At 66.6% G+C, this 21,095-nt stretch carries 20 protein-coding genes; 8 read left to right on the top strand and 12 right to left on the bottom strand.

All coding sequences use genetic code 11. The features are described 5' to 3' along the window. Positions 1-22: 22 nt before the first annotated feature. Positions 23-1,015 carry an MBL fold metallo-hydrolase gene (locus tag QW861_RS27520; protein WP_316193710.1) on the top strand — a complete coding sequence of 331 codons (993 nt, stop codon included), beginning with the start codon at positions 23-25 and terminating at the stop codon, positions 1,013-1,015. 212 nt (positions 1,016-1,227) lie between these two features. Here the strand turns inward: QW861_RS27520 and QW861_RS27515 are convergent, their stop codons facing one another. Then, positions 1,228-1,938 (bottom strand): SIMPL domain-containing protein, encoded by a 711-nt coding sequence (locus tag QW861_RS27515; protein ID WP_315750617.1) that lies wholly within the window; start codon positions 1,936-1,938, stop codon positions 1,228-1,230. A gap of 5 nt (positions 1,939-1,943) precedes the next feature. Then, positions 1,944-2,717, bottom strand: coding sequence for a GyrI-like domain-containing protein (locus QW861_RS27510; protein WP_315750618.1), 774 nt, complete (start codon positions 2,715-2,717; stop codon positions 1,944-1,946). Positions 2,718-2,887: 170 nt separating this feature from the next. Between QW861_RS27510 and dapF the strand changes: the two genes are divergently transcribed. Both dapF and mtaB read left to right on the top strand, forming a co-directional pair. Next, a complete protein-coding gene (dapF, locus tag QW861_RS27505) occupies positions 2,888-3,754 on the top strand; it encodes a diaminopimelate epimerase (protein WP_315750619.1) in 867 nt (288 codons plus the stop codon). Then, positions 3,751-5,073: a tRNA (N(6)-L-threonylcarbamoyladenosine(37)-C(2))-methylthiotransferase MtaB gene (gene mtaB, locus QW861_RS27500; protein WP_315750620.1), complete on the top strand. Its 1,323-nt coding sequence runs from the start codon at positions 3,751-3,753 to the stop codon at positions 5,071-5,073. The genes dapF and mtaB overlap by 4 nt, the downstream gene beginning before the upstream one ends. A gap of 53 nt (positions 5,074-5,126) precedes the next feature. Here the strand turns inward: mtaB and QW861_RS27495 are convergent, their stop codons facing one another. Beyond that, positions 5,127-6,026, bottom strand: coding sequence for an RNA pseudouridine synthase (locus QW861_RS27495; protein WP_315750621.1), 900 nt, complete (start codon positions 6,024-6,026; stop codon positions 5,127-5,129). Between the two features lie 59 nt (positions 6,027-6,085). Between QW861_RS27495 and ftsY the strand changes: the two genes are divergently transcribed. Together ftsY and QW861_RS27485 are read left to right on the top strand one after the other, a co-directional pair. After that, a complete protein-coding gene (gene ftsY / locus QW861_RS27490; protein WP_315750622.1) occupies positions 6,086-7,033 on the top strand; it encodes a signal recognition particle-docking protein FtsY in 948 nt (315 codons plus the stop codon). An 84-nt stretch (positions 7,034-7,117) separates the two neighbouring features. Beyond that, complete coding sequence (locus QW861_RS27485) at positions 7,118-7,720, top strand: septation protein A (protein ID WP_315750623.1); 603 nt, start codon at positions 7,118-7,120, stop codon at positions 7,718-7,720. Positions 7,721-8,022: 302 nt separating this feature from the next. Here QW861_RS27485 and QW861_RS27480 read toward each other — a convergent pair whose 3' ends face one another. The 5 genes from QW861_RS27480 to ccmA all read right to left on the bottom strand — a co-directional run bounded on the left by QW861_RS27480 (position 8,023) and on the right by ccmA (position 11,281). Then, positions 8,023-8,619 carry a DsbE family thiol:disulfide interchange protein gene (locus QW861_RS27480; RefSeq protein WP_315715912.1) on the bottom strand — a complete coding sequence of 199 codons (597 nt, stop codon included), beginning with the start codon at positions 8,617-8,619 and terminating at the stop codon, positions 8,023-8,025. Next, on the bottom strand, positions 8,616-8,795 hold the full coding sequence (gene ccmD / locus QW861_RS27475; RefSeq protein WP_315715913.1) for a heme exporter protein CcmD: 180 nt from the start codon (positions 8,793-8,795) through the stop codon (positions 8,616-8,618). Before ccmD ends, QW861_RS27480 begins: the two co-directional genes overlap by 4 nt. A 1-nt stretch (position 8,796) precedes the next feature. Continuing rightward, positions 8,797-9,573 (bottom strand): heme ABC transporter permease, encoded by a 777-nt coding sequence (locus QW861_RS27470; protein ID WP_315750625.1) that lies wholly within the window; start codon positions 9,571-9,573, stop codon positions 8,797-8,799. Between the two features lie 93 nt (positions 9,574-9,666). Then, positions 9,667-10,335 (bottom strand): heme exporter protein CcmB, encoded by a 669-nt coding sequence (gene ccmB / locus QW861_RS27465; protein ID WP_315715915.1) that lies wholly within the window; start codon positions 10,333-10,335, stop codon positions 9,667-9,669. A gap of 316 nt (positions 10,336-10,651) precedes the next feature. Beyond that, positions 10,652-11,281: a heme ABC exporter ATP-binding protein CcmA gene (ccmA, locus tag QW861_RS27460; protein ID WP_315715916.1), complete on the bottom strand. Its 630-nt coding sequence runs from the start codon at positions 11,279-11,281 to the stop codon at positions 10,652-10,654. Between the two features lie 223 nt (positions 11,282-11,504). Here ccmA and acnA point away from each other — a divergent pair, with 223 nt between their 5' ends. From acnA to QW861_RS27445, 3 genes are all read left to right on the top strand, one after another. Then, the gene (gene acnA, locus QW861_RS27455; RefSeq protein WP_315750626.1) at positions 11,505-14,225 is read left to right on the top strand and encodes an aconitate hydratase AcnA; all 2,721 of its coding nucleotides are present in this window, start codon (positions 11,505-11,507) and stop codon (positions 14,223-14,225) included. Between the two features lie 188 nt (positions 14,226-14,413). Next, positions 14,414-15,196: a DUF1223 domain-containing protein gene (locus QW861_RS27450; protein WP_315716182.1), complete on the top strand. Its 783-nt coding sequence runs from the start codon at positions 14,414-14,416 to the stop codon at positions 15,194-15,196. Positions 15,197-15,618: 422 nt separating this feature from the next. Continuing rightward, positions 15,619-15,984 carry a DUF2794 domain-containing protein gene (locus QW861_RS27445; protein WP_315750627.1) on the top strand — a complete coding sequence of 122 codons (366 nt, stop codon included), beginning with the start codon at positions 15,619-15,621 and terminating at the stop codon, positions 15,982-15,984. Between the two features lie 45 nt (positions 15,985-16,029). On the opposite strand, the gene QW861_RS27440 is transcribed toward QW861_RS27445, so the two are convergent. The 4 genes from QW861_RS27440 to QW861_RS27425 form a co-directional block, all read right to left on the bottom strand. Next, positions 16,030-16,557, bottom strand: a complete 528-nt coding sequence (locus tag QW861_RS27440) for a GNAT family N-acetyltransferase (protein ID WP_315750628.1) — start codon at positions 16,555-16,557, stop codon at positions 16,030-16,032. 157 nt (positions 16,558-16,714) lie between these two features. Then, positions 16,715-17,506 carry a Bax inhibitor-1/YccA family protein gene (locus QW861_RS27435; protein WP_250172563.1) on the bottom strand — a complete coding sequence of 264 codons (792 nt, stop codon included), beginning with the start codon at positions 17,504-17,506 and terminating at the stop codon, positions 16,715-16,717. Positions 17,507-17,770: 264 nt separating this feature from the next. Continuing rightward, complete coding sequence (locus QW861_RS27430) at positions 17,771-20,341, bottom strand: ABC transporter permease (RefSeq protein ID WP_316193709.1); 2,571 nt, start codon at positions 20,339-20,341, stop codon at positions 17,771-17,773. Beyond that, the gene (locus QW861_RS27425) at positions 20,338-21,075 is read right to left on the bottom strand and encodes an ABC transporter ATP-binding protein (RefSeq protein WP_315750630.1); all 738 of its coding nucleotides are present in this window, start codon (positions 21,073-21,075) and stop codon (positions 20,338-20,340) included. The genes QW861_RS27430 and QW861_RS27425 overlap by 4 nt, the downstream gene beginning before the upstream one ends. Between the last annotated feature and the right edge of the window lie 20 nt (positions 21,076-21,095).

The raw sequence follows: 21,095 nt of genomic DNA, 5'->3' as shown, positions 1-21,095 counted from the left end.
GCTTTCCCTTGCGAGGACGACCTTGCTGCGCCGTTCCAGGACCTATTCCGGCCCCGTCACCGACCATTTCGACGGCAAGCGCTTCTACGATCCCGACGGCGTTCCGCCCAAATCCCTGTCCCAGGTGCTGCGCTGGCAGTTCGACCGCAACCGCAAGCGTTCCCGCTGGCCGTCCTGGGCGGCGAGCCCGCACGCCGACACGCCGCCGCACCGGATCGACGGCGAGACAGTGCGGCTGTCCTTCATCGGCCACGCCAGCTGGCTGGTCCAGACCGGCGGGCTCAACATCCTGGTCGATCCTGTCTGGTCGGAGCGGGTGTCGCCATTCGCGTTCGCCGGTCCCCGGCGGCACAATGATCCCGGCATCGCCTTTGAGGGGCTGCCGCATATCGACGTCGTGCTGGTGTCGCATGGGCATTACGATCATCTCGACATCCGGACGTTGTCGAAGCTGACCGCGCGATTTTCGCCGCGGGTCGTCACGCCGCTGGGCAACGACCTTACGATGATCGACGCTGACTCCAAGATCCGCGCCGAGGCCTATGACTGGCACGATCGCGTGACGCTGAACGAGGAGGTCGCCGTGACCCTGGTGCCGACGCGGCACTGGACGGCGCGCGGCCTGTTCGACCGCAACAAGGCGCTCTGGGCGAGCTTCGTGCTGGAGACGCCGCGCGGCAGGGTCTACATCGTCTGCGATTCCGGTTACGGCACGGGCAAGCATTTCCGCCGCGTGGCGGAGCAGCACGCGCCGATCAGGCTCGCGATCCTGCCGATCGGCGCCTACGAGCCGCGCTGGTTCATGCGCGACCAGCACATGAACCCCGAGGATGCCGTGCAGGCGCTGCAGGATTGCGGCGCGGAGGCCGCGCTGGCGCATCACCACGGCACGTTCCAACTGACGGACGAGGCGATCGACGCGCCGGCGCGCGCCCTGCACGCCGCGCTCGACCAAGCCGGCATCCCGCGCGAGCGGTTCGGCGTGTTGAAGCCGGGGCAGGTGGTGGAGATCTAAGCAGGCCGCCGCCACAAAACAGATGTCGTCCCGGCCTTGAGCCGGGACCCATAAACACCGAATTCAATGTTGTGAAGGCTGGCAGCTCCCTCTCGCGCGACAATTACCGCCCCGGAGTATGGGTCCCGGCTCAAGGCCGGGACGACACCGAGTTTGTAGCTACGTTGTCGGCTGCCACGACGCACAATGCGTCGCGTGGGCGTGAGGCCGACCTACTGCGCCGCCTTGATCGCCCAGGTCACGTTGACCGTGATCGACAGCGTCTCCTCGCCCTGCGCCACCGGTGTCGGCGTCGCGGCCATCGGTGCGGCAAAGGTCTTGGCGCGGAACACCGGGGCGGGCGCGCCATCCTCGGAGATGCTGAGCGGCTGACCCAGCGTCACGCCGGCGGCCTTGGCATAGATCTCGGCCTTGCGGCGGGCGTCTGCGACGGCCTTCTCGCGCGCCTGGTCGAGCAGCTTGGATGGCTCGGCGACGCTGAAATAGATGTTGCCGACATCGTTGGCGCCGGCCGCGACCAGAGTATCGATCACGCTGGCGACCTTGGCGACGTCGCGCAGCTTGATGGTGACGCGATTGCTGGCGCGATAGCCGGTCACCGCCGGCTGGGCCGGCCGGTTCTGCGCATATTGCGGCTGCAGCGACAGCCGCGAGGTCTGATAGTCCTTGTCGGCGATCCCGGCCGCCTTCAGCGCCTGCAGCACCTTGGCCATGGCGGCGTTGTTGGCCTCGGCGGCCTCGCGCGCGGTCTTGGCGTCGGATGCCACGCCGGCGTCGATCTGCGCCAGATCCGGCGGCGCCGACACGCTGGCCTCGCCGCTGACGGTGATCGCCGGCGTGTCCTGCCGGGCGATGTCATCCGCGAGGGCGGGCATTGCGAAGCTGGTCGCGAGCGCGACCGCGAGGATGGGTCTGATGATCATGGTGCTCACTTCAGCGGCACGTAGACGTTGATGACGAGCTTGTCCTCGGCCGTCTTCAAGGGGTCGGTCAGGTACTCCTCGATGAAGGTGTCCTTGGCCTCCAGCCGGCGCTCGTCGAGGTGGTTGGTGATCGCCTCGTAGGTGTTGTCCATGTTGTCGTAGGAGCCGCGATGGACGAACTTCAGCGCCTTGCCCTCGGGCGACTGGCCGATGCTCATCCCCTTGCCGAGCGTCTTCGGCTCCTGCTCGACCGGCATCTCGGCCAGGAAGGTGAAGCCGGTGTCGTCGGTCGAGGTGTAGACGATCATGCCGTTGCCGGCGGGCTTGATGCCCTGCTTGTCCAGCGTGGCCGACAGCGATTTGAAGGAGTCGATCAGCGTGTCGAACGCATTGTCCCAATTCGCGGTGCCCTTGACGAGGACGACCTTCTTCGCCTCGAGCTTGATCTCGTCGCCGAAGGCGTCGGCCGCCTGGGCCGGCGCCGCGGCCTGCGGCGGCGTCGTGGCCGGGGACTGGGCCGCGGTCGGAGATGACGACGGCGAGGGGCTCGCGCTGGCGGCCGGCGTCGGGCTGGTCGCGGGCGCCGGACTGGCCGACGCGGCAGGCGCAGGAGAGGCCGGCGCCACCGGCGCCGGTAGCGCGCTCGGGGCCGGTGCGGGCGTGGCTGAGGCCGCCGGAGCCGGCGAGGCCGACGGCGCCTGGGCCCGGGCGGGCGCGCCGCCGAGCAGGAGCGCGACCGAGCTCACGGCCAGAACGAGGCGGAAAGTGCTGAGATTCATTCGACTATTCTCCAGTGGCCGTGCTGCTTTGCCCGGTTCGTGCCGGCGAATGAACCGGTCCTAACATGCTCGGCGGCGCGGCGTCCCATGACAGATGCGTCATGTCGCTCTGCAGGCTGGTCAATGCCGCGCCATTCGCCATATAAGGCGGACACAATTTGGATATTTTCATGAGCGCGCTGGCCAACCACAGCTTCGTCAAGATGAACGGGATCGGCAACGAGATCGTCGTGGTCGATCTGCGCGACGTGAAGCATGTCGTCACGCCGGACGAGGCGCGGGCGGTGGCATCCCGGGTGCCCTACGATCAGCTGATGGTGCTGCAGCCGCCGCGGCTCGACGGCACCGAAGCGTTCATCCGCATCTACAACAATGATGGATCGGAGTCCGGCGCCTGCGGCAACGGCATGCGCTGCGTGGTACGCCAGATGTTCGGCAAGACCGGCCAGACCAGTGCGACGTTCGAGACCCGCGCCGGGTTGTTGAACTGCTGGCAGGGGCCGGCGCCCGACCTCTACACTGTCGATATGGGCGCGCCGAAGTTCGGCTGGCAGGACATTCCTCTCGCCGAGGAGTTCCGCGACACCCGCTACATCGAGCTGCAGATCGGGCCGATCGATGCGCCGATCCTGCATTCGCCCTCGGTCGTCAACATGGGCAACCCGCACGCGGTGTTCTGGGTGGACGACGTCAATGCCTATGATCTGGAGCGCTTCGGGCCGCTGCTGGAGAACCATCCGATTTTCCCGGAGCGTGCGAACATCACGCTCGCCCACATCGTCGATCGCGACCACATCACGATGCGCACCTGGGAGCGCGGCGCGGGGCTGACCAAGGCCTGCGGTTCGGCGGCCTGTGCGACAGCGGTCGCGGCCGTCAGGCTGAAGCGTGCCAACCGGATCGTGCAGATGAGGCTGCCCGGCGGCGAGCTCACGATCGAGTGGCGCGAGCGCGACGATCACGTGCTGATGACGGGCACCGCGACGTTCGAGTTCGAGGGACGGTTCGAGCCGTCGATGTTCGCCAGCGTCGCATGAGCGTCGACGTCGTTACCTTCGGCTGCCGCCTCAACGCGTTCGAATCCGAGCTGATCGCGAAACATGCCGAGGCGGCCGGTGCCGACGACACCATCGTCATCAACAGCTGTGCCGTCACCAACGAGGCGGTGGCGCAGGCCCGGCAGTCGATCCGCAAATTGAAGCGCGAGCGCCCCGCGGCGCGCATCGTTGTGACCGGCTGCGCCGCGCAGACGCAGGCCGGCATGTTCGCTGCCATGCCCGAGGTCGACCGCGTCATCGGCAATGACGACAAGCTGCGGCCCGATGCGTGGCGTGCGACGACACAGGCGTTGGCGGTGCCACGGTTCGGCATCGATGCGTCCGAGAAGGTGGCCGTCTCCGACATCATGGCGGTGATGGAGATGGCGCCGCATCTGGTCGACGGCTTCCAGCGCGGCCTGCCGCGCGTGTTCGTGCAGGTGCAGAACGGCTGCGATCATCGCTGCACCTTCTGCATCATCCCGTTCGGTCGCGGCAATTCGCGCTCGGTGCCGATGGGCGCTGTGGTGGATCAGGTCCGCGCGCTGGCCGATCGTGGCCATGCCGAGATCGTGCTCACCGGCGTCGACCTGACGAGCTATGGCGCCGGCCTGCCCGGCACGCCGAAGCTCGGCCGGCTTGTGAAGCAGATCCTCCGCCACGTGCCGGAGTTGAGACGCCTGCGCATCTCCTCGATCGATTCGATCGAGGCCGATGCCGACCTGCTCGATGCGCTCGCGGATGATGCCAGGCTGATGCCGCATCTGCATCTGTCGCTGCAGGCGGGTGACGATCTGATCCTGAAGCGCATGAAGCGACGGCATGCGCGCGCCGATGCCATCGCATTCTGTGCTCAGGTGCGCCGGCTGCGGCCGGACATCACGCTTGGCGCCGATCTGATCGCGGGATTTCCGACCGAGACCGAGGAGATGTTCGCGCGCTCGCTCGACCTGGTCGAGGAATGCGGCCTGACCTTCCTGCACGTGTTTCCCTATTCGCCGCGCCCGGGCACGCCGGCGGCGCGCATGCCGCAGGTGGACGGCGCCGTCATCCGTGATCGGGCCCGGCGGCTGCGGGCCGCGGGAGAGGCGGCGTTGCGGCGGCGGTTGGAGCAGGAGATCGGCTGTCAGCGTGAGGTGCTGATCGAGAGTGAGACCCAGGGACGGACGGAGCATTATCTGCCGGTCGCCACGACCACTGCGTTGCCAGGCACCGTGCAGCGGCTCACGATCACGGGGCATCATGGGGCCCGGCTGTTAGTCCAGAATTCCGTCATGCCCGGGCTTGACCCGGGCATCCACGCTGTCCCCAAGAACTAAGACGTGGATGGCCGGGACTTCGCCCGGCCATGACGGTGCGGAAAGAGATGGGCTCACGCCCCGTTCCACCCGCACATCTTCAGCCGCTCATGCATGTGCACCGGCGCCGGCGCCACCACGTGTACCGGTGGCTTGTTTTTCGACAGCGGAATCGAAATCTCGCGTGCGTGCAGATGCAGCCGCGGCTCGCCGAAGCGCGGGCCGTTGCCATAGATGTTGTCACCGACGATCGGCCATCCCGACGCTGCCGAATGCACGCGCAGTTGATGCGTGCGGCCGGTGACCGGTTCCATCGCCAGCCAAGTGAGTCGCGGACTGCGATTGGAGTGCACCGACTCTCCCTCTCCGGTTGGCAGCTGCGCTCCCTCCCCCCTTGTGGGGGAGGGTTGGGGAGGAGGGTGGCTCCAAGCGACACTGCCCGTGGGGACCCCCACCCCCGACCCCTCCCCGCAAGGGGGAGGGGAGTCGTTGCCACGAGTGGGAGGGGAGTTCAGGGATAGACTGGCAAGAGAGTACGACCTCCCCAGCACCCGCCATTTCGTCACCGCTGGCTGCCCGTTCGGATCCGGCTTCTGCCACCAGCCGCGCTCGGCGTTCAGCTTGCCGAGCGGGAGCTCGATCACGCCCTCGTCAGCGTCAGGTCCGCCCTCGACGACGGCCCAATAGGTCTTCGAAATCTTGCCATGCTTGAACAAAAGCCCGAGTGACGCCGTTGCCTTGCGATGACGGCCGAGCACCAGACAGCCCGAGGTTTCCTTGTCCAGCCGATGCGCCAGCACCGGCGGGCGCGGCAGGCCGAAGCGCAGCGCGTCGAAGGAGGCTTCGAGGTTCGGTCCGCCCTTCGGTCCCTTGTGCACGGGAATGCCGGCCGGCTTGTCGATCACCAGCATCAGCCCGTCGCGGTGGAGCACACGGGCGAGCATTTCCTCGTCGGTGGGTTGGTTAATGTCCATGGAAACCGTAACGCGGGTGTGAGCTTTCGTTTGCGAATGGAAAGGGCTAACACCACGCCATGAACGATACCACCTCCGAAACACCCAAGCTGTCGTGGTGGCGGCGGCTGTCGGCCGGCCTGAAACGCACGTCCGGCGCGCTCGGCACGGCCGTCGCCGATCTCGTCACCAAGCGCAAGCTCGACCGCGCGATGCTCGACGACATCGAGGACGTGCTGCTGCGCGCCGATCTCGGCACCCAGGTCGCCGCGCGAATCGCCGACGCCGTCGGGACCGGCCGCTACGACAAGACGATCAGCGCCGACGAGGTCAAGGCGGTGGTCGCGACCGAGGTCGAGAAGGTGCTGTCGCCGGTGGCGAAGCCGCTCGAGATCGCGCCGGGCCACAAACCGTTTGTCATTCTCGTCGTCGGCGTCAACGGCTCCGGCAAGACGACCACGATCGGCAAGCTGGCGCAGAAATTCGCCTCCGAAGGCAGGCAGGTGATGCTGGCCGCGGGCGACACGTTCCGTGCCGCCGCGATCGAGCAGCTCAAGGTCTGGGGCGAGCGCACCAAGGCGCCGGTGATCGCCGGCGCGCAGGGCTCGGACTCCGCCAGCCTTGCGTTCACCGCCATCACCGCGGCCAAGGAGCAGGGCCGCGACATCCTGCTGGTCGATACTGCCGGCCGTTTGCAAAACAAGGCCGAGCTGATGAACGAGCTCGAAAAGGTGGTGCGTGTCATTCGCAAGGTCGACGCGTCGGCGCCGCATGCGGTGCTGCTCGTGCTCGACGCGACGGTGGGACAAAATGCGCTGTCGCAGGTCGAGGCGTTTCATCGTACGGCAGGCGTCACCGGCCTCGTGATGACCAAGCTCGACGGTACGGCGCGCGGCGGCATCCTCGTGGCGCTGTCGGAGAAGTTCAAGCTGCCGGTGCACTTCATCGGCGTCGGCGAGGGGGTCGATGATCTCTCACCGTTCGCCGCAAGAGATTTTGCGCGGGCGATCGCCGGCATCGAGGATTGACGTCGCACGCTCGGGCTCCGGCCCACCGCCGGATCGAGACGACCAGATCAACCGCTGCCGTGGCTGCAGCCAACAGGACATGGAATGGACAAGACCCAGCCGCACCCGCTGTTCAAGCTCGCGACCGAGCTCGGCCCGCTGATCATCTTCTTCGTCGTCAATGCCAAGTTCAACCTGTTCGCGGCGACCGGCGCGTTCATGGTCGCGATCATCGCGGCGCTGATCGCGTCCTACGTGGTGACGCGGCACGTCCCGCTGATGGCGCTGGTGACCGCCGTCGTCGTCATCGTGTTCGGCACGCTGACCCTGGTGCTGCACGACGAGACCTTCATCAAGGTCAAGCCGACCATCATCTACGGACTGTTCGCGGCCGTGCTCGGTGGCGGGCTGCTGTTCAATCGCTCCTTCATCGCGATCATGTTCGATCAGATGTTCAATCTGACGCCCGCGGGCTGGCGCATCCTCACGTTTCGCTGGGCGCTGTTCTTCGCCGCGATGGCGGTGCTGAACGAGATCATCTGGCGCACGCAGAGCACCGATTTCTGGGTCGGCTTCAAGGCGTTCGGCGTCGTGCCGCTGACCATGATCTTCGCCATCGCCCAGATGCCGCTGATCAAGCGCTACCACCAGGACCCGGCGTCGCTCGAAGCCAGCGATGCGGCGGAAGGGGATGTGAGCAAGGGGTAGCTGCCCCGAACGCGGTCATCGCGAGGAGCGTAGCGACGAAGCAATCCAAGGCCCGTAGGTGCTCCGGATTGCTTCGCTTCGAGGTTCTCCGCGCCGTCATTCCGGGGCGCGCCGCGCAGCGGCGTGAGCCCGGAATCCATAACCACGACAAGGCGTGTGACGCGAGATGGCTGTGGCGCCCGTCTTCGCCAAACGACCGCTCGTGAGTATGGATTCCGGGCTCGTCGCTTCGCGCCGCCCCGGAATGACGACGCAGAGAGAGGAGCGTGTTTGCCGCTGAAGCTCCGATGGCTGCGCGAGGCTTACGAACCCACCTTCAGCGCCTTCTCGATTTCCGGTTTCAACACCGCATCGATGTTCTGCGCCGTGATCGGGCCGACCAGCTTGTAGACGATGGTGCCCTCGCGGCCGACGACGAAAGTCTCGGGCACGCCATAAACGCCCCATTCGATGCCGGCGCGGCCGTTGCCGTCGACGCCGACGACGTCATAAGGGTTGCCGTAGCGGCCGAGGAAGCGGCGGGCGTTGTCGGCGCCGTCCTTGTAGTTGATACCGATGATCTGGAAGCGCTTGTCGCGGCCGAGCTCGACCAGCAGCGGCGCCTCGTCGTGGCAGGGCACGCACCACGATGCCCAGACATTGATGATGCTGACCTTGCCCTTGAGTGCAGCCGGGTCGAGGCCGGGCACCGGCGTGCCGTCCCTCGCCAGTTCCGGCAGCGCCGGCAGCGGCGTGGCCGGCGCGGGGCGGCCGATCAGCGCGGATGGAATGCGCGACGGGTCGCCGTTGCCCAGGCGCGACCAGAACAGCGCCGCCAGCCCGAGGAACACCACGAGCGGCAGCAGCATGAGGAATGAGCGGCGCCGCGGCGCCGGCTCTGTCGCAGCCTGTTCGATCATTGGATATCCGTCGCGGCGCGGCCGGAACGACGGCTGATGCCGCTGTCCTCGAGCGCGCGCAAGCGCGCCTTCTGGGTGCGGTAGTCGATGGCGATCCAGCCGATCAGCAGCATCACGACCAGCGCCGCTGCAAGATAGGAGGTCGCGATGAAGGAGGTATAGGGGCCAAGGTCCATGTCAAGCCGCTCCCGCGATCTGGCCTGCCGCATCGTCGGCTGGTGCGGCCGTGGTGTAGGCGCGGGCCTGCATCATCTGCAGGCTGCGGACGCGCCGGCGCAGGATCTCGTTGCGCATCGCCGCGACATGCAGGGTAATGAACAGGAACGAGAACCCGACGGCCATCACCAGCAGCGGGATCAGGAATGATTTGTCGAGCGCCGGACCGCCCATTCGCATCACCGACGCCGGTTGATGCAGCGTGTTCCACCAGTCGACGGAGAACTTGATGATCGGCAGGTTGATCGCGCCAACCAGCGTCAGCACGGCGGCAGCGCGGGCGGCGCGGGTCGGATCCTCGACCGCGCGCCACAGCGCCATCAGGCCGAGATACATCAGGAACAGGATCAGCACCGAGGTTAGCCGCGCATCCCACTCCCAATAGGTGCCCCACATCGGCCGGCCCCACAGCGAGCCGGTGAGGAGAGCGAGGAACGTGAAGCTGGCGCCGATCGGGGCGGCGGCCTTGGCAGCGACGTCGGCGAGCGGATGCCGCCACACCAAGGTGCCGAGCGAGGCGATGCTCATGATGCTCCAGACGAACATCGACAGCCAGGCATTGGGCACGTGGATGAACATGATCTTGACGGTCGCGCCCTGCTGATAGTCGTCGGGCGCCAGCGCGGAGAGGTACAGGCCGGCAGCCAGCAGCGCGGCCGTGACCAGCGCCAGCCACGGCAGCAGCCGCGCCGCCAGCGCAAGGAACCGGGTGGGATTGGCGAGGTCGATCAGCGACATGAGACCCTTGTTAAAGGCGGAAGCGGTTGCAGGCAATCAGCACGACGCCGCTAGGTAAGAGTTGATCATGGTCAAACCCCGGCGGGCGGCGGGTCAATCCAGCCCGTTCCGCAAGCTTGTCGCGGCGGCGAACGGGCCGATCACGAAACTCACCAGCGACAATGCGCACAGGATCGAGAACGGCGCCCCGAACGGCAGCGGGCCGACGATGGCCGCCTGCGACGCCGCGACGCCGAAGATCAGCACTGGGATCGAAAGTGGCAGCACCAAGACCGCCAGCAGCAGCCCGCCGCGGTGCATCGTCACAGCCAGTGCTGCACCGATCATGCCGATGAAGGTCAGGGCAGGCGTGCCCGCCAATAACGTCAGCGCGACGGCGCCGGTCGCTGTGGCGTCGAGGTTGAGCAGCAGGCCGAGCACGGGCGTCGCGATCACCAGCGGCAGGCCGGCGGCGAGCCAATGCGCCAGCGCCTTGGCGGCGCAGGCCAGCTCCAGCGGTGTCCGGCTCATCACGACCAGGTCGAGCGAGCCGTCCTCGTGGTCGGCGGTGAACAGCCGGTCCAGGGTGAGCAGGCTGGAGAGCAGGGCACCGAGCCAGAGGATGGCGGGGCCGAGCCGGGTCAGCAGCGCCAGATCCGGCCCGACCGCGAATGGCATCAGCACCACGACGGTAAGAAAGAACAGCACGCCGATCAACGCGCCGCCGCCGATGCGCAGCGCGATCTTGATGTCGCGGCGGATGAGGGCACCGAGGGCGGTCATGCGGATAGGGCCTCGGCTGATTGCTTGATGGCAGATGGTGAGCCGCGCTCCCTCGACCCGCAAACTGCGCTCCCTCCCCCCTTGTGGGGGAGGGCTGGGGAGGGGGGTGACTCCAGGTGACGCTGCCGTTGTGGACCGCCGCCCCCTCCCCGCAAGGGGGAGGAGGCGGCGCGCCGATGGGACGTTGGTTGGTGCGACCGAATCTCGTCAAACAAGTTAGAGCGCGTCGTGGGGCACCCCCGTCCCTGACCTTCCCCCACAAGGGGGGCGGGAACGGAGAGAGCGGTGGGTGGGACTGCGAAGAGGCGAGAGGGAATCATCGAGCCTCCCCGATGCGCAATTCGCGTGTGTCGATGCCGAGCGGGCCGTGCGTCGCCGCGACAATCAGCCCACCCCCGGCGAGATGCTCCCGCATCAGCCCCGCGAACATCGCCTGCCCGGCGACGTCGAGCGCCGCGGTCGGTTCATCGAGCAGCCAGAGCAGGCGGGGCACCGCGAGCAGGCGGGCCAGCGACAGCCGGCGGCGCTGGCCGGCGGACAGATAGGCGGCGGGCAGGTCGATGGCGTGGGCGATGCCGACGGCCGCGAGGCAGTCGGGGATCGGCCGCGTGATGCCGCCGCCGAGGAATTCGGCCCAGAAGGTCAGGTTTTCGCGCACGCTGAGCGCCGGCTTCAGCGCGTCGCGGTGGCCGAGATAATGCGCCTGCTCGGGCACCGTGAGCTCGCTCTCACCGCCCTCGATCGCGATGGAGCCGCCCGCCGGCAGCAGCAGGCCGGCAATCAGCCGCAGCAGTGATGTCTTGCCTGCACCATTGTGTCCGGTCACCGCCAGCGCCTCGCCCGCGACCGCTTCGAAGGCTAGTCCTGCGAACACCTCGCGGCCGCCGCGCACGCATCTGACGTCGCGGCCGAACAGCTTCGGAGACAGTGTTGAAGTCGCCTGCATGGCCCGTCGTGACAGCCCCTAGGGAATTGATGGCTAGCGCGTGAGAATTTGTGGGTGATGCCACGTCGGGACTTGCTTGTCTCTGTGGCGGCGCAGTTAGAAAGCTTCTATAAGCCCGACCTTGATGCAGCACACAATCGCCCGCTGCAAGCCATCCGGCGCCTCGCGCTGACGGTTCTTAAATACCCCCTCCGGGTATACAGATCAATTGGGATTTCCACGCATGACCTCGCTCGACAGCTTCAAGTGTCGCAAGACCCTCAAGGTCGGAACGAAGAGCTACATCTATTACAGCTTGCCCACAGCCGAGAAGAATGGTCTCAAGGACATCTCCAAGCTGCCCTACTCGATGAAGGTGCTGCTCGAGAATCTGCTGCGCAACGAGGACGGTCGCACCGTCACCAAGGACGACATCATTGCGGTGTCCAAATGGCTGCGCAAGAAGTCGCTGGAGCACGAGATCGCCTTCCGCCCGGCGCGCGTGTTGATGCAGGATTTCACCGGCGTTCCGGCCGTGGTCGACCTCGCGGCGATGCGCAACGCGATGCAGGCGCTCGGCGGCGATGCCGAGAAGATCAACCCGCTGGTGCCGGTCGATCTCGTCATCGACCACTCGGTGATCGTGAACTACTTCGGTGACAACAAGGCGTTCGGCAAGAACGTCGCCGAGGAGTACAAGCAGAACCAGGAGCGTTACGAATTCCTGAAATGGGGCCAGAAGGCGTTCTCGAACTTCTCCGTCGTGCCGCCCGGCACCGGCATCTGCCACCAGGTCAACCTCGAATACCTGGCGCAGACGGTCTGGACCAAGAAGGAGAAGATGACGGTCGGCCGCACCAAGGGCACCTTCGAGGTCGCCTATCCGGATTCGCTGGTCGGCACTGACTCCCACACCACCATGGTCAATGGTCTCGCCGTGCTCGGCTGGGGCGTTGGCGGCATCGAGGCCGAGGCCTGCATGCTCGGCCAGCCGCTGTCGATGCTGCTGCCCGACGTCGTCGGCTTCAAGCTGACCGGCGCGCTGAAGGAAGGCGTGACCGCGACCGACCTGGTGCTGACCGTCACCCAGATGCTGCGCAAGCTCGGCGTGGTCGGCAAGTTCGTCGAGTTCTTCGGCCCCGGCCTCGACCATCTCTCGGTCGCCGACAAGTCGACCATCGCCAACATGGCCCCCGAGTATGGCGCGACCTGCGGCTTCTTCCCGGTCGACGCCGCCACCATCGACTATCTCAAGACCTCAGGCCGCAAGGCCCCGCGCGTTGCGCTGGTCGAGGCCTATGCCAAGGCGCAGGGCCTGTTCCGCACCGCCAAGTCGCCCGATCCGGTGTTCACGCAGACGCTGACCCTCGATCTCGCCGACGTCGTGCCGTCAATGGCCGGTCCGAAGCGTCCCGAGGGCCGCATCGCGCTCCCCGCAGTGGCCGAAGGCTTCGCGACTGCGCTGGCCGGCGAGTACAAGAAGCCGGATGCCGCTGCGCAGCGCTTCCCGGTCGAGGGCAAGGACTTCGACATCGGCCATGGCGACGTCGTCATCGCCGCCATCACCTCCTGCACCAACACCTCCAACCCGAGCGTGCTGATCGGCGCCGGCCTGCTGGCCCGCAACGCCGCCGCCAAGGGCCTCAAGGCCAAGCCGTGGGTGAAGACCTCCCTCGCTCCCGGCAGTCAGGTGGTTGCCGAATACCTTGCCAACTCGGGCCTGCAGAAGGACCTCGACAAGGTCGGCTTCAACCTCGTCGGATTCGGCTGCACCACCTGCATCGGCAATTCCGGCCCGCTGCCGGAGGAGATCTCGAAGTCGATCAACGACAACGGCGTGGTCGCGGCGGCCGTGCTGTCGGGTAACCGCAACTTCGAAGGCCGCGTCTCGCCGGACGTGCAGGCCAACTATCTGGCCTCGCCGCCGCTGGTCGTGGCCTATGCGCTGGCCGGCACCGTGACCAAGGATCTTTCGGTCGAGCCGATCGGCATCGGCAAGGACAAGAAGCCGGTCTACCTGAAGGACATCTGGCCGACGACCAAGGAGGTCAACGACTTCGTCAAGAAGTTCGTCAAGGCGTCGATCTTCAAGAAGCGCTACGCCGACGTGTTCAAGGGCGACACCAACTGGCGCAAGATCAAGACGGTCGAGAGCGAGACCTATCGCTGGAACATGTCGTCGACCTACGTGCAGAACCCGCCGTATTTCGAGGGCATGAAGAAGGAGCCCGAGCCGATCAAGGACATCGTCGAGGCTCGCGTGCTGGCGCTGTTCGGCGACAAGATCACGACCGACCACATCTCGCCGGCCGGTTCGATCAAGCTGACCTCGCCCGCCGGCAAGTTCCTCAGCGAGCACCAGGTCCGCCCGGCTGACTTCAACCAGTACGGCACGCGCCGCGGCAATCACGAGATCATGATGCGCGGCACCTTCGCCAACATCCGCATCAAGAACTTCATGCTCAAGGGTGCCGACGGCAACATTCCCGAGGGCGGCCTGACCAAGCACTGGCCCGACGGCGAGCAGATGTCGATCTACGACGCCGCGATGAAGTATCAGGAAGAGGGCGTGCCGCTGGTGGTGTTCGCCGGCGCCGAATACGGCAACGGTTCGTCGCGCGACTGGGCCGCCAAAGGTACCCGGCTGCTGGGCGTCCGTGCCGTGATCTGCCAGAGCTTCGAGCGCATCCATCGCTCCAATCTGGTGGGTATGGGCGTGCTGCCGCTCACCTTCCAGGAAGGCACGTCCTGGTCCTCGCTCGGCCTCAAGGGCGACGAGAAGGTTACCATCAAGGGCCTGCAAGGCGACCTGAAGCCGCGCCAAACCCTGACCGCCGAGATCGTCTCGGCCGACGGTGCGGCGCAGCAGGTGCCGCTGCTCTGCCGGATCGATACGCTCGACGAGCTCGACTACTACCGCAACGGCGGCATCCTGCACTACGTGTTGCGCAAGCTCGCCGCTTAACCAAGGCGCGATGCGACAGTTTGGCTCACTCTGAAGTGAGTAGCGGGTGATGAAGGAGGCGGCCTATGACAAAGGCCGCCTCTTTTGCATTTTCGGTTTGTTAACTACGAGGACGGCATCGCGGATGCAGTGATGCACAGGGCGCAGCGGACGGTGGTCCAGACGGGACAGTGGCGATGAGTGGACAGATGTCGTGGTGGTCGCGCGCAGCGCTGAGTGTCTGTGCGGTCATCGCTTTCGTCCGGCCAGCTGCGTCCGATCCCCGTGCGGTGATCGAACTCTTCACCTCGCAAGGCTGTTCGTCCTGCCCGCCGGCTGACAAGATCCTCGGCGAGCTCGCCAGAGATCCTTCGGTCATCGCGCTGTCGCTGCCGATCGACTACTGGGACTATCTCGGCTGGAAGGACACGCTGGCCGACTCCCGCTTCACGGCCCGGCAGCGGGCCTATTCTCGTGCGCGCGGCGACCGCGAGGTCTATACGCCGCAGGCGGTGGTCAACGGCTCCGTGCATGTGATCGGCAGCGACCGCGAGGCGATCGAGGGTGCCATCGAGGAGACCGTCCAGGGTGGCAGCGTGATGTCGGTGCCGGTGAGGCTGTCGGTCGACGGCCAGGACCTTACTGTCTCCGTGGCCGCGGCCAACGACCAGATGCCGCGCAAGCACGGCGAGGTCTGGGTCTGCTCGATCTCGCGGGTGGTCCCGATCTCGGTCGGCCGCGGCGAGAACAGCGGCCGTGACCTGACCTATTACAACGTCGTTCGCGGTCTTCAGAAGCTGGGTGACTGGAACGGGTCGCCGGTCAGATGGAGCGTGCCGCTGGAGAAGATCGCCCGCGAGGGCGTCGATGGCACCGTCGTCTATGTGCAGGACGGCAGTCGCGACCGCCCTGGGCCGATGCTCGGGGCCGCCTTTTCCGAGTTGCCGTTGGGCGGACGGGCTTCAGCAACGGCGCGCGGTCCCGAGCGCTGATCTCTTCCGTCGTCCTGATCTTCGTTTTCGCTGACCTGCGTTGGGCGCGTCACGTCCGTGCGACGGCGCGTCGCGATGATCTTACGTGCAGCTCACGCCAGAAAAGCAAAAGGACCAACTTGCGTTGGCCCTTTGCCTTACTTGTGAATAGACCCGATCCTGACGACCCCGGGGGGCTGGGGGCTGAGGAATCCGGAACCGAAAGGACCGGGCCAACGCACACGAATCTTATGCCGAAGGTCGGGGGCGGTCGGTGGGCGGAAAGACGGCGCGATTATGATTCTGCTAACGATCCCGTGACGCTTGCGTGTTCGCGGAACCGACGGCCTCGCAGGCTCGGTCGAACTTCAACAACGAAAACGGCCCCTTGCGGCTTCTGCCGGATGGCGCGATCATGTCACACGGATGACAGGAGGACGCCAATGAACCTCACGCCGGAGGACGCCGACCCCAGCGAGAACCGCGCGGCGGCGCGCAGTGCGGCCGCAGCGCCGAGCCGGGTGACGTTCGACCGCCTGGAGCTGAACCGCATCCTGAACCTCTACGGCCGCATGGTCGCCGACGGTGAGTGGCGCGACTATTCGATCGACTTCCTGCGTGACCGGGCCGTCTTCTCCGTGTTTCGCCGGGCGTCCGAGGTGCCGATCTACCGCATCGAGAAGGATCCGCGTCTCGCACGCAAACAGGGCATGTACAGCGTGATCTCGGCCACCGGGCTGATCCTGCGCCGCGGCCACGAGCTCGAGCGCGTGCTGCTGGTGATCGCGCCGAAACCAGCCCTGGTCTGATCCCACGCGCTCCGGCTTGATCATGACATTCCGACTGGCGTTGCCTTACGCCGGGGCGTCGCTGCTCCCGGCCCCGAGCGGGCGCTGCATCATCACAGTATCGAGCCAGCGGCCGAATTTCAGGCCGACGCTCGGGTGGGTGCCGATCATCTGGAAGCCGCAGGCGGTATGCAGCCCGACCGAGCCGGAATTGGCGGAGTCGCCGATGACGGCGATCATCTGGCGAAAGCCTCCCTCCTCACAGGCGTCGATCAGCCGCCGCATCAGGCGCATCCCGATGCCGCGACGCTGGCTGGCCGGAGCGAGATAGACCGAGTTCTCCACCGTGAAGCGATAGGCAGGGCGGGGCCGGTAGGGCCCGGCATAGGCATAGCCCACCACCTCTCCGTCCAGCAGGGCAGCGAAATAGGGGAAGCCGCCGTCGCGGAGCGCCCGGAAGCGGCGCGTCATCTCCGCCAGATCCGGAGGGTCGAGCTCGAAGGTGGCCGTGCCCTCGCGGACGGCTTGGCCGTAGATGGCGGTGATGGCGGGAAGGTCGGCCTCCTGGGTGGGCCGGATTTCAATGTCGGACATGGGGGGAAGCATACCCGGGCGGACGCGGCGATCAATCCGGCCTCGCGGCATGGCTGCCGCTGCGGCTTTGCGCCGGTCGCAATCGGGGTTTGTGCAAACGAAAAGCCCCGGCGGTGAGGCCGGGGCTTCGAAGGTCGCTCGTTCGAGCGGTTGGATATCAGTCGCGCTGTCCGAGCAACTGCAGCAGCAGCGTGAACAGGTTGATGAAGTTCAAGTACAGCGACAGGGCGCCGGTGATTGCCGCGCGCTCCGCGATGTCGCCGCCCGCGGAAGCGTAGCCGTAGATGTACTCGTTCTTCAGACGCTGCGTGTCCCAGGCGGTCAGGCCGGCGAACACGAACACGCCGATCACCGAGACGATGAACTGCAGCATCGAGCTCGCCAGGAACAGGTTCACGAGGCTCGCCAGCACGATGCCGATCAGGCCCATGAACAGGAACGAGCCCATGCCCGTCATGTCACGCTTGGTCGTGTAGCCGTAGAGGCTCAGCGCGCCGAACGTCGCCGCGGTGATGAAGAACACCCGCACGATCGAGGTGTGGGTGTACACCAGGAAGATCGACGACAGCGAGATGCCCATCAAGGCCGAGAACACCCAGAACAGGATCTGTGCGGTCGACGGCGCCAAGCGGTTGATGCCGGCCGAGATCGCGAACACCATGACCAGGGGGGCCAGGATGAACAGCCACTTCAGCGGGCTCACGAACATCGCGTAGCCGAACTGCGTCAGATAGGCGTTACCGAACTTGAACACGCCGGCCGCCGGATCGCCGGTCACCGACGCCATGTAGACGCCCAGTGCCGCAAGGCCGGTGATGGCCAGGCCGATGCTCATGTAATTGTAGATGCGCAGCATGTAGGCGCGCAGACCGGCGTCGACGGTCGCGGCATCGGCGCGCCCGGCCACCCGGCCAAAGGGTGAAGCATAGTTGCGGTCTAGGTCCGACATGGTCGATTCCCGTTGGTTGCCCGGCAGCCCGGTCCTGACAGGACCGTTGGCCGGTTCTCGAAAAACCCTATCTCATACCCACTGCTGCAGATATTAAATTTGCGTCATCGGCAAATTCGCCATCTTTTGGCAGGTCTCTGAGCCCATTCCCTAGATGGGAAACTAGCATATCTGCCGCAAGCTTCCACGCGCGGCTGAATGTCGCTCCGCGCGCGTCCCAGCCGCAGAAATCGCGTTAACCGTGCGGCATGAGCGCGCAAGCCGCTACAGATTCCGAAGAACCGTCGCGGGCTTCTGGTTGAGCGCCAGCAGCGTGCCGGCCAGACCGAGGCCGACCGTCACGATCAGCGCGGCTACGACGACCAGCGCGGCGCTGCCGGCCTGCCAGGCGAAGCTCAACGTCATCAGCCGGGTCACGATCAGCCAGGCGGACACCGAGCCGGCGATGACGCCGAACGCGGCGGTGGCAAACCCGATCATCAGATATTCCAGCGCGTAGGCGCCGAGCAGCCGCAGCCTTGTCGCGCCCAGGGTCTTCAGGATGACGGCATCGTAGACCCGGTGGCGGTGGCCGGCTGCCAGCGCGCCGCCCAGCACCAGGATGGCCGAGATCAGCGTCACCGCACTGGCGCCGCGGATGGCGAGCGCGAGGTTGGAGACCACCGAGCCCACCGTCTCCATCACCTCGCGGACCCGCACGCTGGTCACCATCGGGAAGGCGTCGGCCACCTTGCGGATGACACGGGCATCCTCGGCGGTATCGGAGCGCGCCTCGGTGAGGGTGGCGACATGGGTGTGCGGCGCTCCCTTGAAGGCATTCGGGGAGAACACCAGCACGAAATTGATGCCGAGCCCCTGCCAGTCGATGGCGCGCATGTTCCCGATCCGCGCCGTGATGTCGCGTCCGAGCACGTTGACCACGATGTCGTCACCGAGCTTGAGGCCGAGACCGTCGGCGATCCGCTTCTCGATCGAAACCAGCGGCGGGCCGCTGTAGGTCTCGCCCCACCACTCGCCCTCGACGACCTTGGATCCTTTGGGAACCTCGGCGGTATACGTCAGGCCGCGGTCGCTCTGCAGCACCCATTCGGTGTCCGTCGTCGCCTTGAGGTCCTCGGCGCGCACGCCGCGGGCGGAGACGATGCGCCCGCGCAGCATCGGCACGTCTTCGACAGTGGATTGAGGGGCGAGGTCCTTGAGGAAGTCGCGGAAGCGGTCGGCCTCGCCGGAGGGGACGTCGATGAAGAAAAACGACGGCGCCTGTTCCGGCAGTTGAGCCAGGAACTGGCGTCGCAGATTGCCGTCGATCTGGGTAATCGTGACCAGCACGGCGAGTCCCAGCCCGAGCGAGAGCACCACGGACGGTGTCAGCGCGCCCGGGCGATAGATATTGCTGACCGCCAGCCGCAGCATCGGGAAGCGGCTGCGCGGCAGGGCGCGCGCAATCGCCATCACCGCGGCGGCAATGCCGCGCAACAGCACGAACACCAGCGTGGCGGCGACGACGAACACGGCTGCGATGCGCTTGTCGTAGGACAGGCCGATCACGACTGCGATCAGCAGCGCGACGGTGCCCGCGATCAGCACCAGATAGCTCCAGCGCGGACGGTGCCATTCGGCGATAACCGCCTCGCGGAACAACGCCGCCACCGGCACGTCGCGTATGCGCCCGAGCGGCCACAGACCGAACGCCAGTGCGGTGAGCAGACCATAGACGAAGGACAGCGCCAGCTCGTCCGAATGAATGGCCGGGATCACGGGCAGCGGCAGGATGTTGCCGAACAGCCCGACGATGGCAAACGGCAGGGCCGCCCCGGCGCTGAGGCCGATGATCGAACCGATCGTGGCGAGCACCATCACCTGCACGAGGTAGATGCCGAACACGTCGCGGCTGGTGGCGCCGAGGGCCTTGAAGGCCGCGATCACCTCGGTCCGACGGTCGACATGGCTCTTGACCGCATTGGCGACGCCGACGCCGCCGACCAGCAGGGCGGCGAGACCGACCAGGGTGAGGAACTGGGTGAAGCGGCCGATCGTCCGCTCCAGTTGCGGCGAGGCGTTGCTGCGGCTGCGGATCTCCCATCCGGCCGAGGGCAGCGTCAGGCGGGTATCGGCGATGAAGGACGCCGCCGCGTGGTCGTCCTTGGCATTGTCGGGCAGCCGGACCCGGTAGGTCCAGCGCACCAGGCTGCCCGGCTGCAGCAGCGGTGTGGCCCGCAGGCCCGCCTCGCTGATCAGGAAGCGTGGCCCGAGGCCGATGCCGCCGGACAATTTGTCGGGCTCGGCCTGCAGCGCGCTGCGAATCTGGAAGCGGACCGTGTCGATGGTGACGGTGTCGCCGATCCTCAGATCGAGCCGAGCCAGCAGCGCCGGATCCGCCGCAGCTCCGTAGACGCCGTCGCGCTCGGCCAGGATGTCGGCCATCGGCAGATCTGGCTGGAGCTCAGCCTTGCCGAGCAGCGGATAGGCGTTGTCGACCGCCTTCAGCTCGACCAGCGCCAGCTTGGCGTCGCCCGAGCGCACCATGGCGCGCAGGGTCGCTGCCAGCGACAGCTTTCCACGCGAGCGCAGGAAGTCGATCTCCTCCGGCTTGGCCTCGCGCTGGAACAGTGAAAAGGCGACGTCGCCGCCGAGCAGCGTACGTCCTTCGCGAACCAGGCCGTCGTTGAGGCTCGCCGCCACCGAGCCGACACCGGCAATGGCGAGCACGCCGAGCGCGATGCAGGCGATGAAGACGTAGAAGCCGCGCAGGCCTCCCCGCAGCTCGCGCAGCGCGTAGCGCACGGGCAGTGCGGCCATGCGGCCGCCGGCGATCGGTTCAGCGACGGTGGTCATGCGAGGGCCGGCTCGTGCGCGCCGCCGTCGGCTTCGATTCGCCCCGAGCGCAGCCGGACCACGCGGTCGCAACGATGCGCAAGCCCGCTGTCATGGGTCACCAGCACCAGCGTCATGCCGCGCTCGGCATGCTTGGTGAACAGCAGGTCCACGATCTGCCGTCCGGTGGTCTCGTCGAGATTGCCGGTCGGCTCGTCGGCCACCAGAATGGCCGGGTCCGGCGCAAGTGCCCGCGCCAGCGCCACGCGCTGCTGCTCGCCGCCCGAGAGCTGGGTCGGATAGTGGTGCAGCCGGTGTCCAAGTCCGACCGAATCCAGCTCGCGGGCGGCGCGCTCGGCGGCGCCGGAATGGCCCGCCAGCTCCAGCGGCACCGCGACATTCTCCAGCGCCGTCATGGTCGGGATCAGATGGAAGGACTGGAAGACGATGCCGACCTGGCGGCCGCGGAACCGCGCCAGAGCGTCCTCGTCCAGGGCATTGAAAGCGGTCCCGTTGACCACCACCTCACCCCCATCAGGACGTTCCAGCCCCGCCATCACCATCAGCAATGTGGACTTGCCAGAGCCCGACGGTCCGATCAGACCGATCGTCTCGCCCTGTCCCACCCGCAGGCTGATGTCCTTGAGGATATGGACCCGCGCCGCGCCGGTGCCGAGCGAGAGGTTGACGTTCGAGATGGTAATGGTGTCCGGCGCAAGGCCGGCCAAAGGCGAGGTTTCGATGAGACTGTCCATGGCTCGGTCATATGGCAACT

The sequence above is a fragment of the Bradyrhizobium sp. SZCCHNRI1029 genome (genome assembly GCF_032487555.1).
Taxonomy (GTDB): domain Bacteria; phylum Pseudomonadota; class Alphaproteobacteria; order Rhizobiales; family Xanthobacteraceae; genus Bradyrhizobium.
Note: the sequence above shows the minus strand (reverse complement) of the source record. Positions and strands in the feature narration are given on the sequence as shown.

Excerpts from the sequence above, each read along its gene's own strand:
- QW861_RS27515 (WP_315750617.1), bottom strand. The coding sequence starts at position 1,938 with ATGATCATCAGACCCATCCTCGCGGTCGCGCTCGCGACCAGCTTCGCA.
- QW861_RS27510 (WP_315750618.1), bottom strand. The coding sequence starts at position 2,717 with ATGAATCTCAGCACTTTCCGCCTCGTTCTGGCCGTGAGCTCGGTCGCG.
- dapF (WP_315750619.1), top strand. The coding sequence starts at position 2,888 with ATGAGCGCGCTGGCCAACCACAGCTTCGTCAAGATGAACGGGATCGGC.
- mtaB (WP_315750620.1), top strand. The coding sequence starts at position 3,751 with ATGAGCGTCGACGTCGTTACCTTCGGCTGCCGCCTCAACGCGTTCGAA.
- QW861_RS27495 (WP_315750621.1), bottom strand. The coding sequence starts at position 6,026 with ATGGACATTAACCAACCCACCGACGAGGAAATGCTCGCCCGTGTGCTC.
- ftsY (WP_315750622.1), top strand. The coding sequence starts at position 6,086 with ATGAACGATACCACCTCCGAAACACCCAAGCTGTCGTGGTGGCGGCGG.
- QW861_RS27485 (WP_315750623.1), top strand. The coding sequence starts at position 7,118 with ATGGACAAGACCCAGCCGCACCCGCTGTTCAAGCTCGCGACCGAGCTC.
- QW861_RS27480 (WP_315715912.1), bottom strand. The coding sequence starts at position 8,619 with ATGATCGAACAGGCTGCGACAGAGCCGGCGCCGCGGCGCCGCTCATTC.
- ccmD (WP_315715913.1), bottom strand. The coding sequence starts at position 8,795 with ATGGACCTTGGCCCCTATACCTCCTTCATCGCGACCTCCTATCTTGCA.
- QW861_RS27470 (WP_315750625.1), bottom strand. The coding sequence starts at position 9,573 with ATGTCGCTGATCGACCTCGCCAATCCCACCCGGTTCCTTGCGCTGGCG.
- ccmB (WP_315715915.1), bottom strand. The coding sequence starts at position 10,335 with ATGACCGCCCTCGGTGCCCTCATCCGCCGCGACATCAAGATCGCGCTG.
- ccmA (WP_315715916.1), bottom strand. The coding sequence starts at position 11,281 with ATGCAGGCGACTTCAACACTGTCTCCGAAGCTGTTCGGCCGCGACGTC.
- acnA (WP_315750626.1), top strand. The coding sequence starts at position 11,505 with ATGACCTCGCTCGACAGCTTCAAGTGTCGCAAGACCCTCAAGGTCGGA.
- QW861_RS27450 (WP_315716182.1), top strand. The coding sequence starts at position 14,414 with ATGTCGTGGTGGTCGCGCGCAGCGCTGAGTGTCTGTGCGGTCATCGCT.
- QW861_RS27445 (WP_315750627.1), top strand. The coding sequence starts at position 15,619 with ATGAACCTCACGCCGGAGGACGCCGACCCCAGCGAGAACCGCGCGGCG.
- QW861_RS27440 (WP_315750628.1), bottom strand. The coding sequence starts at position 16,557 with ATGTCCGACATTGAAATCCGGCCCACCCAGGAGGCCGACCTTCCCGCC.
- QW861_RS27435 (WP_250172563.1), bottom strand. The coding sequence starts at position 17,506 with ATGTCGGACCTAGACCGCAACTATGCTTCACCCTTTGGCCGGGTGGCC.
- QW861_RS27430 (WP_316193709.1), bottom strand. The coding sequence starts at position 20,341 with ATGACCACCGTCGCTGAACCGATCGCCGGCGGCCGCATGGCCGCACTG.
- QW861_RS27425 (WP_315750630.1), bottom strand. The coding sequence starts at position 21,075 with ATGGACAGTCTCATCGAAACCTCGCCTTTGGCCGGCCTTGCGCCGGAC.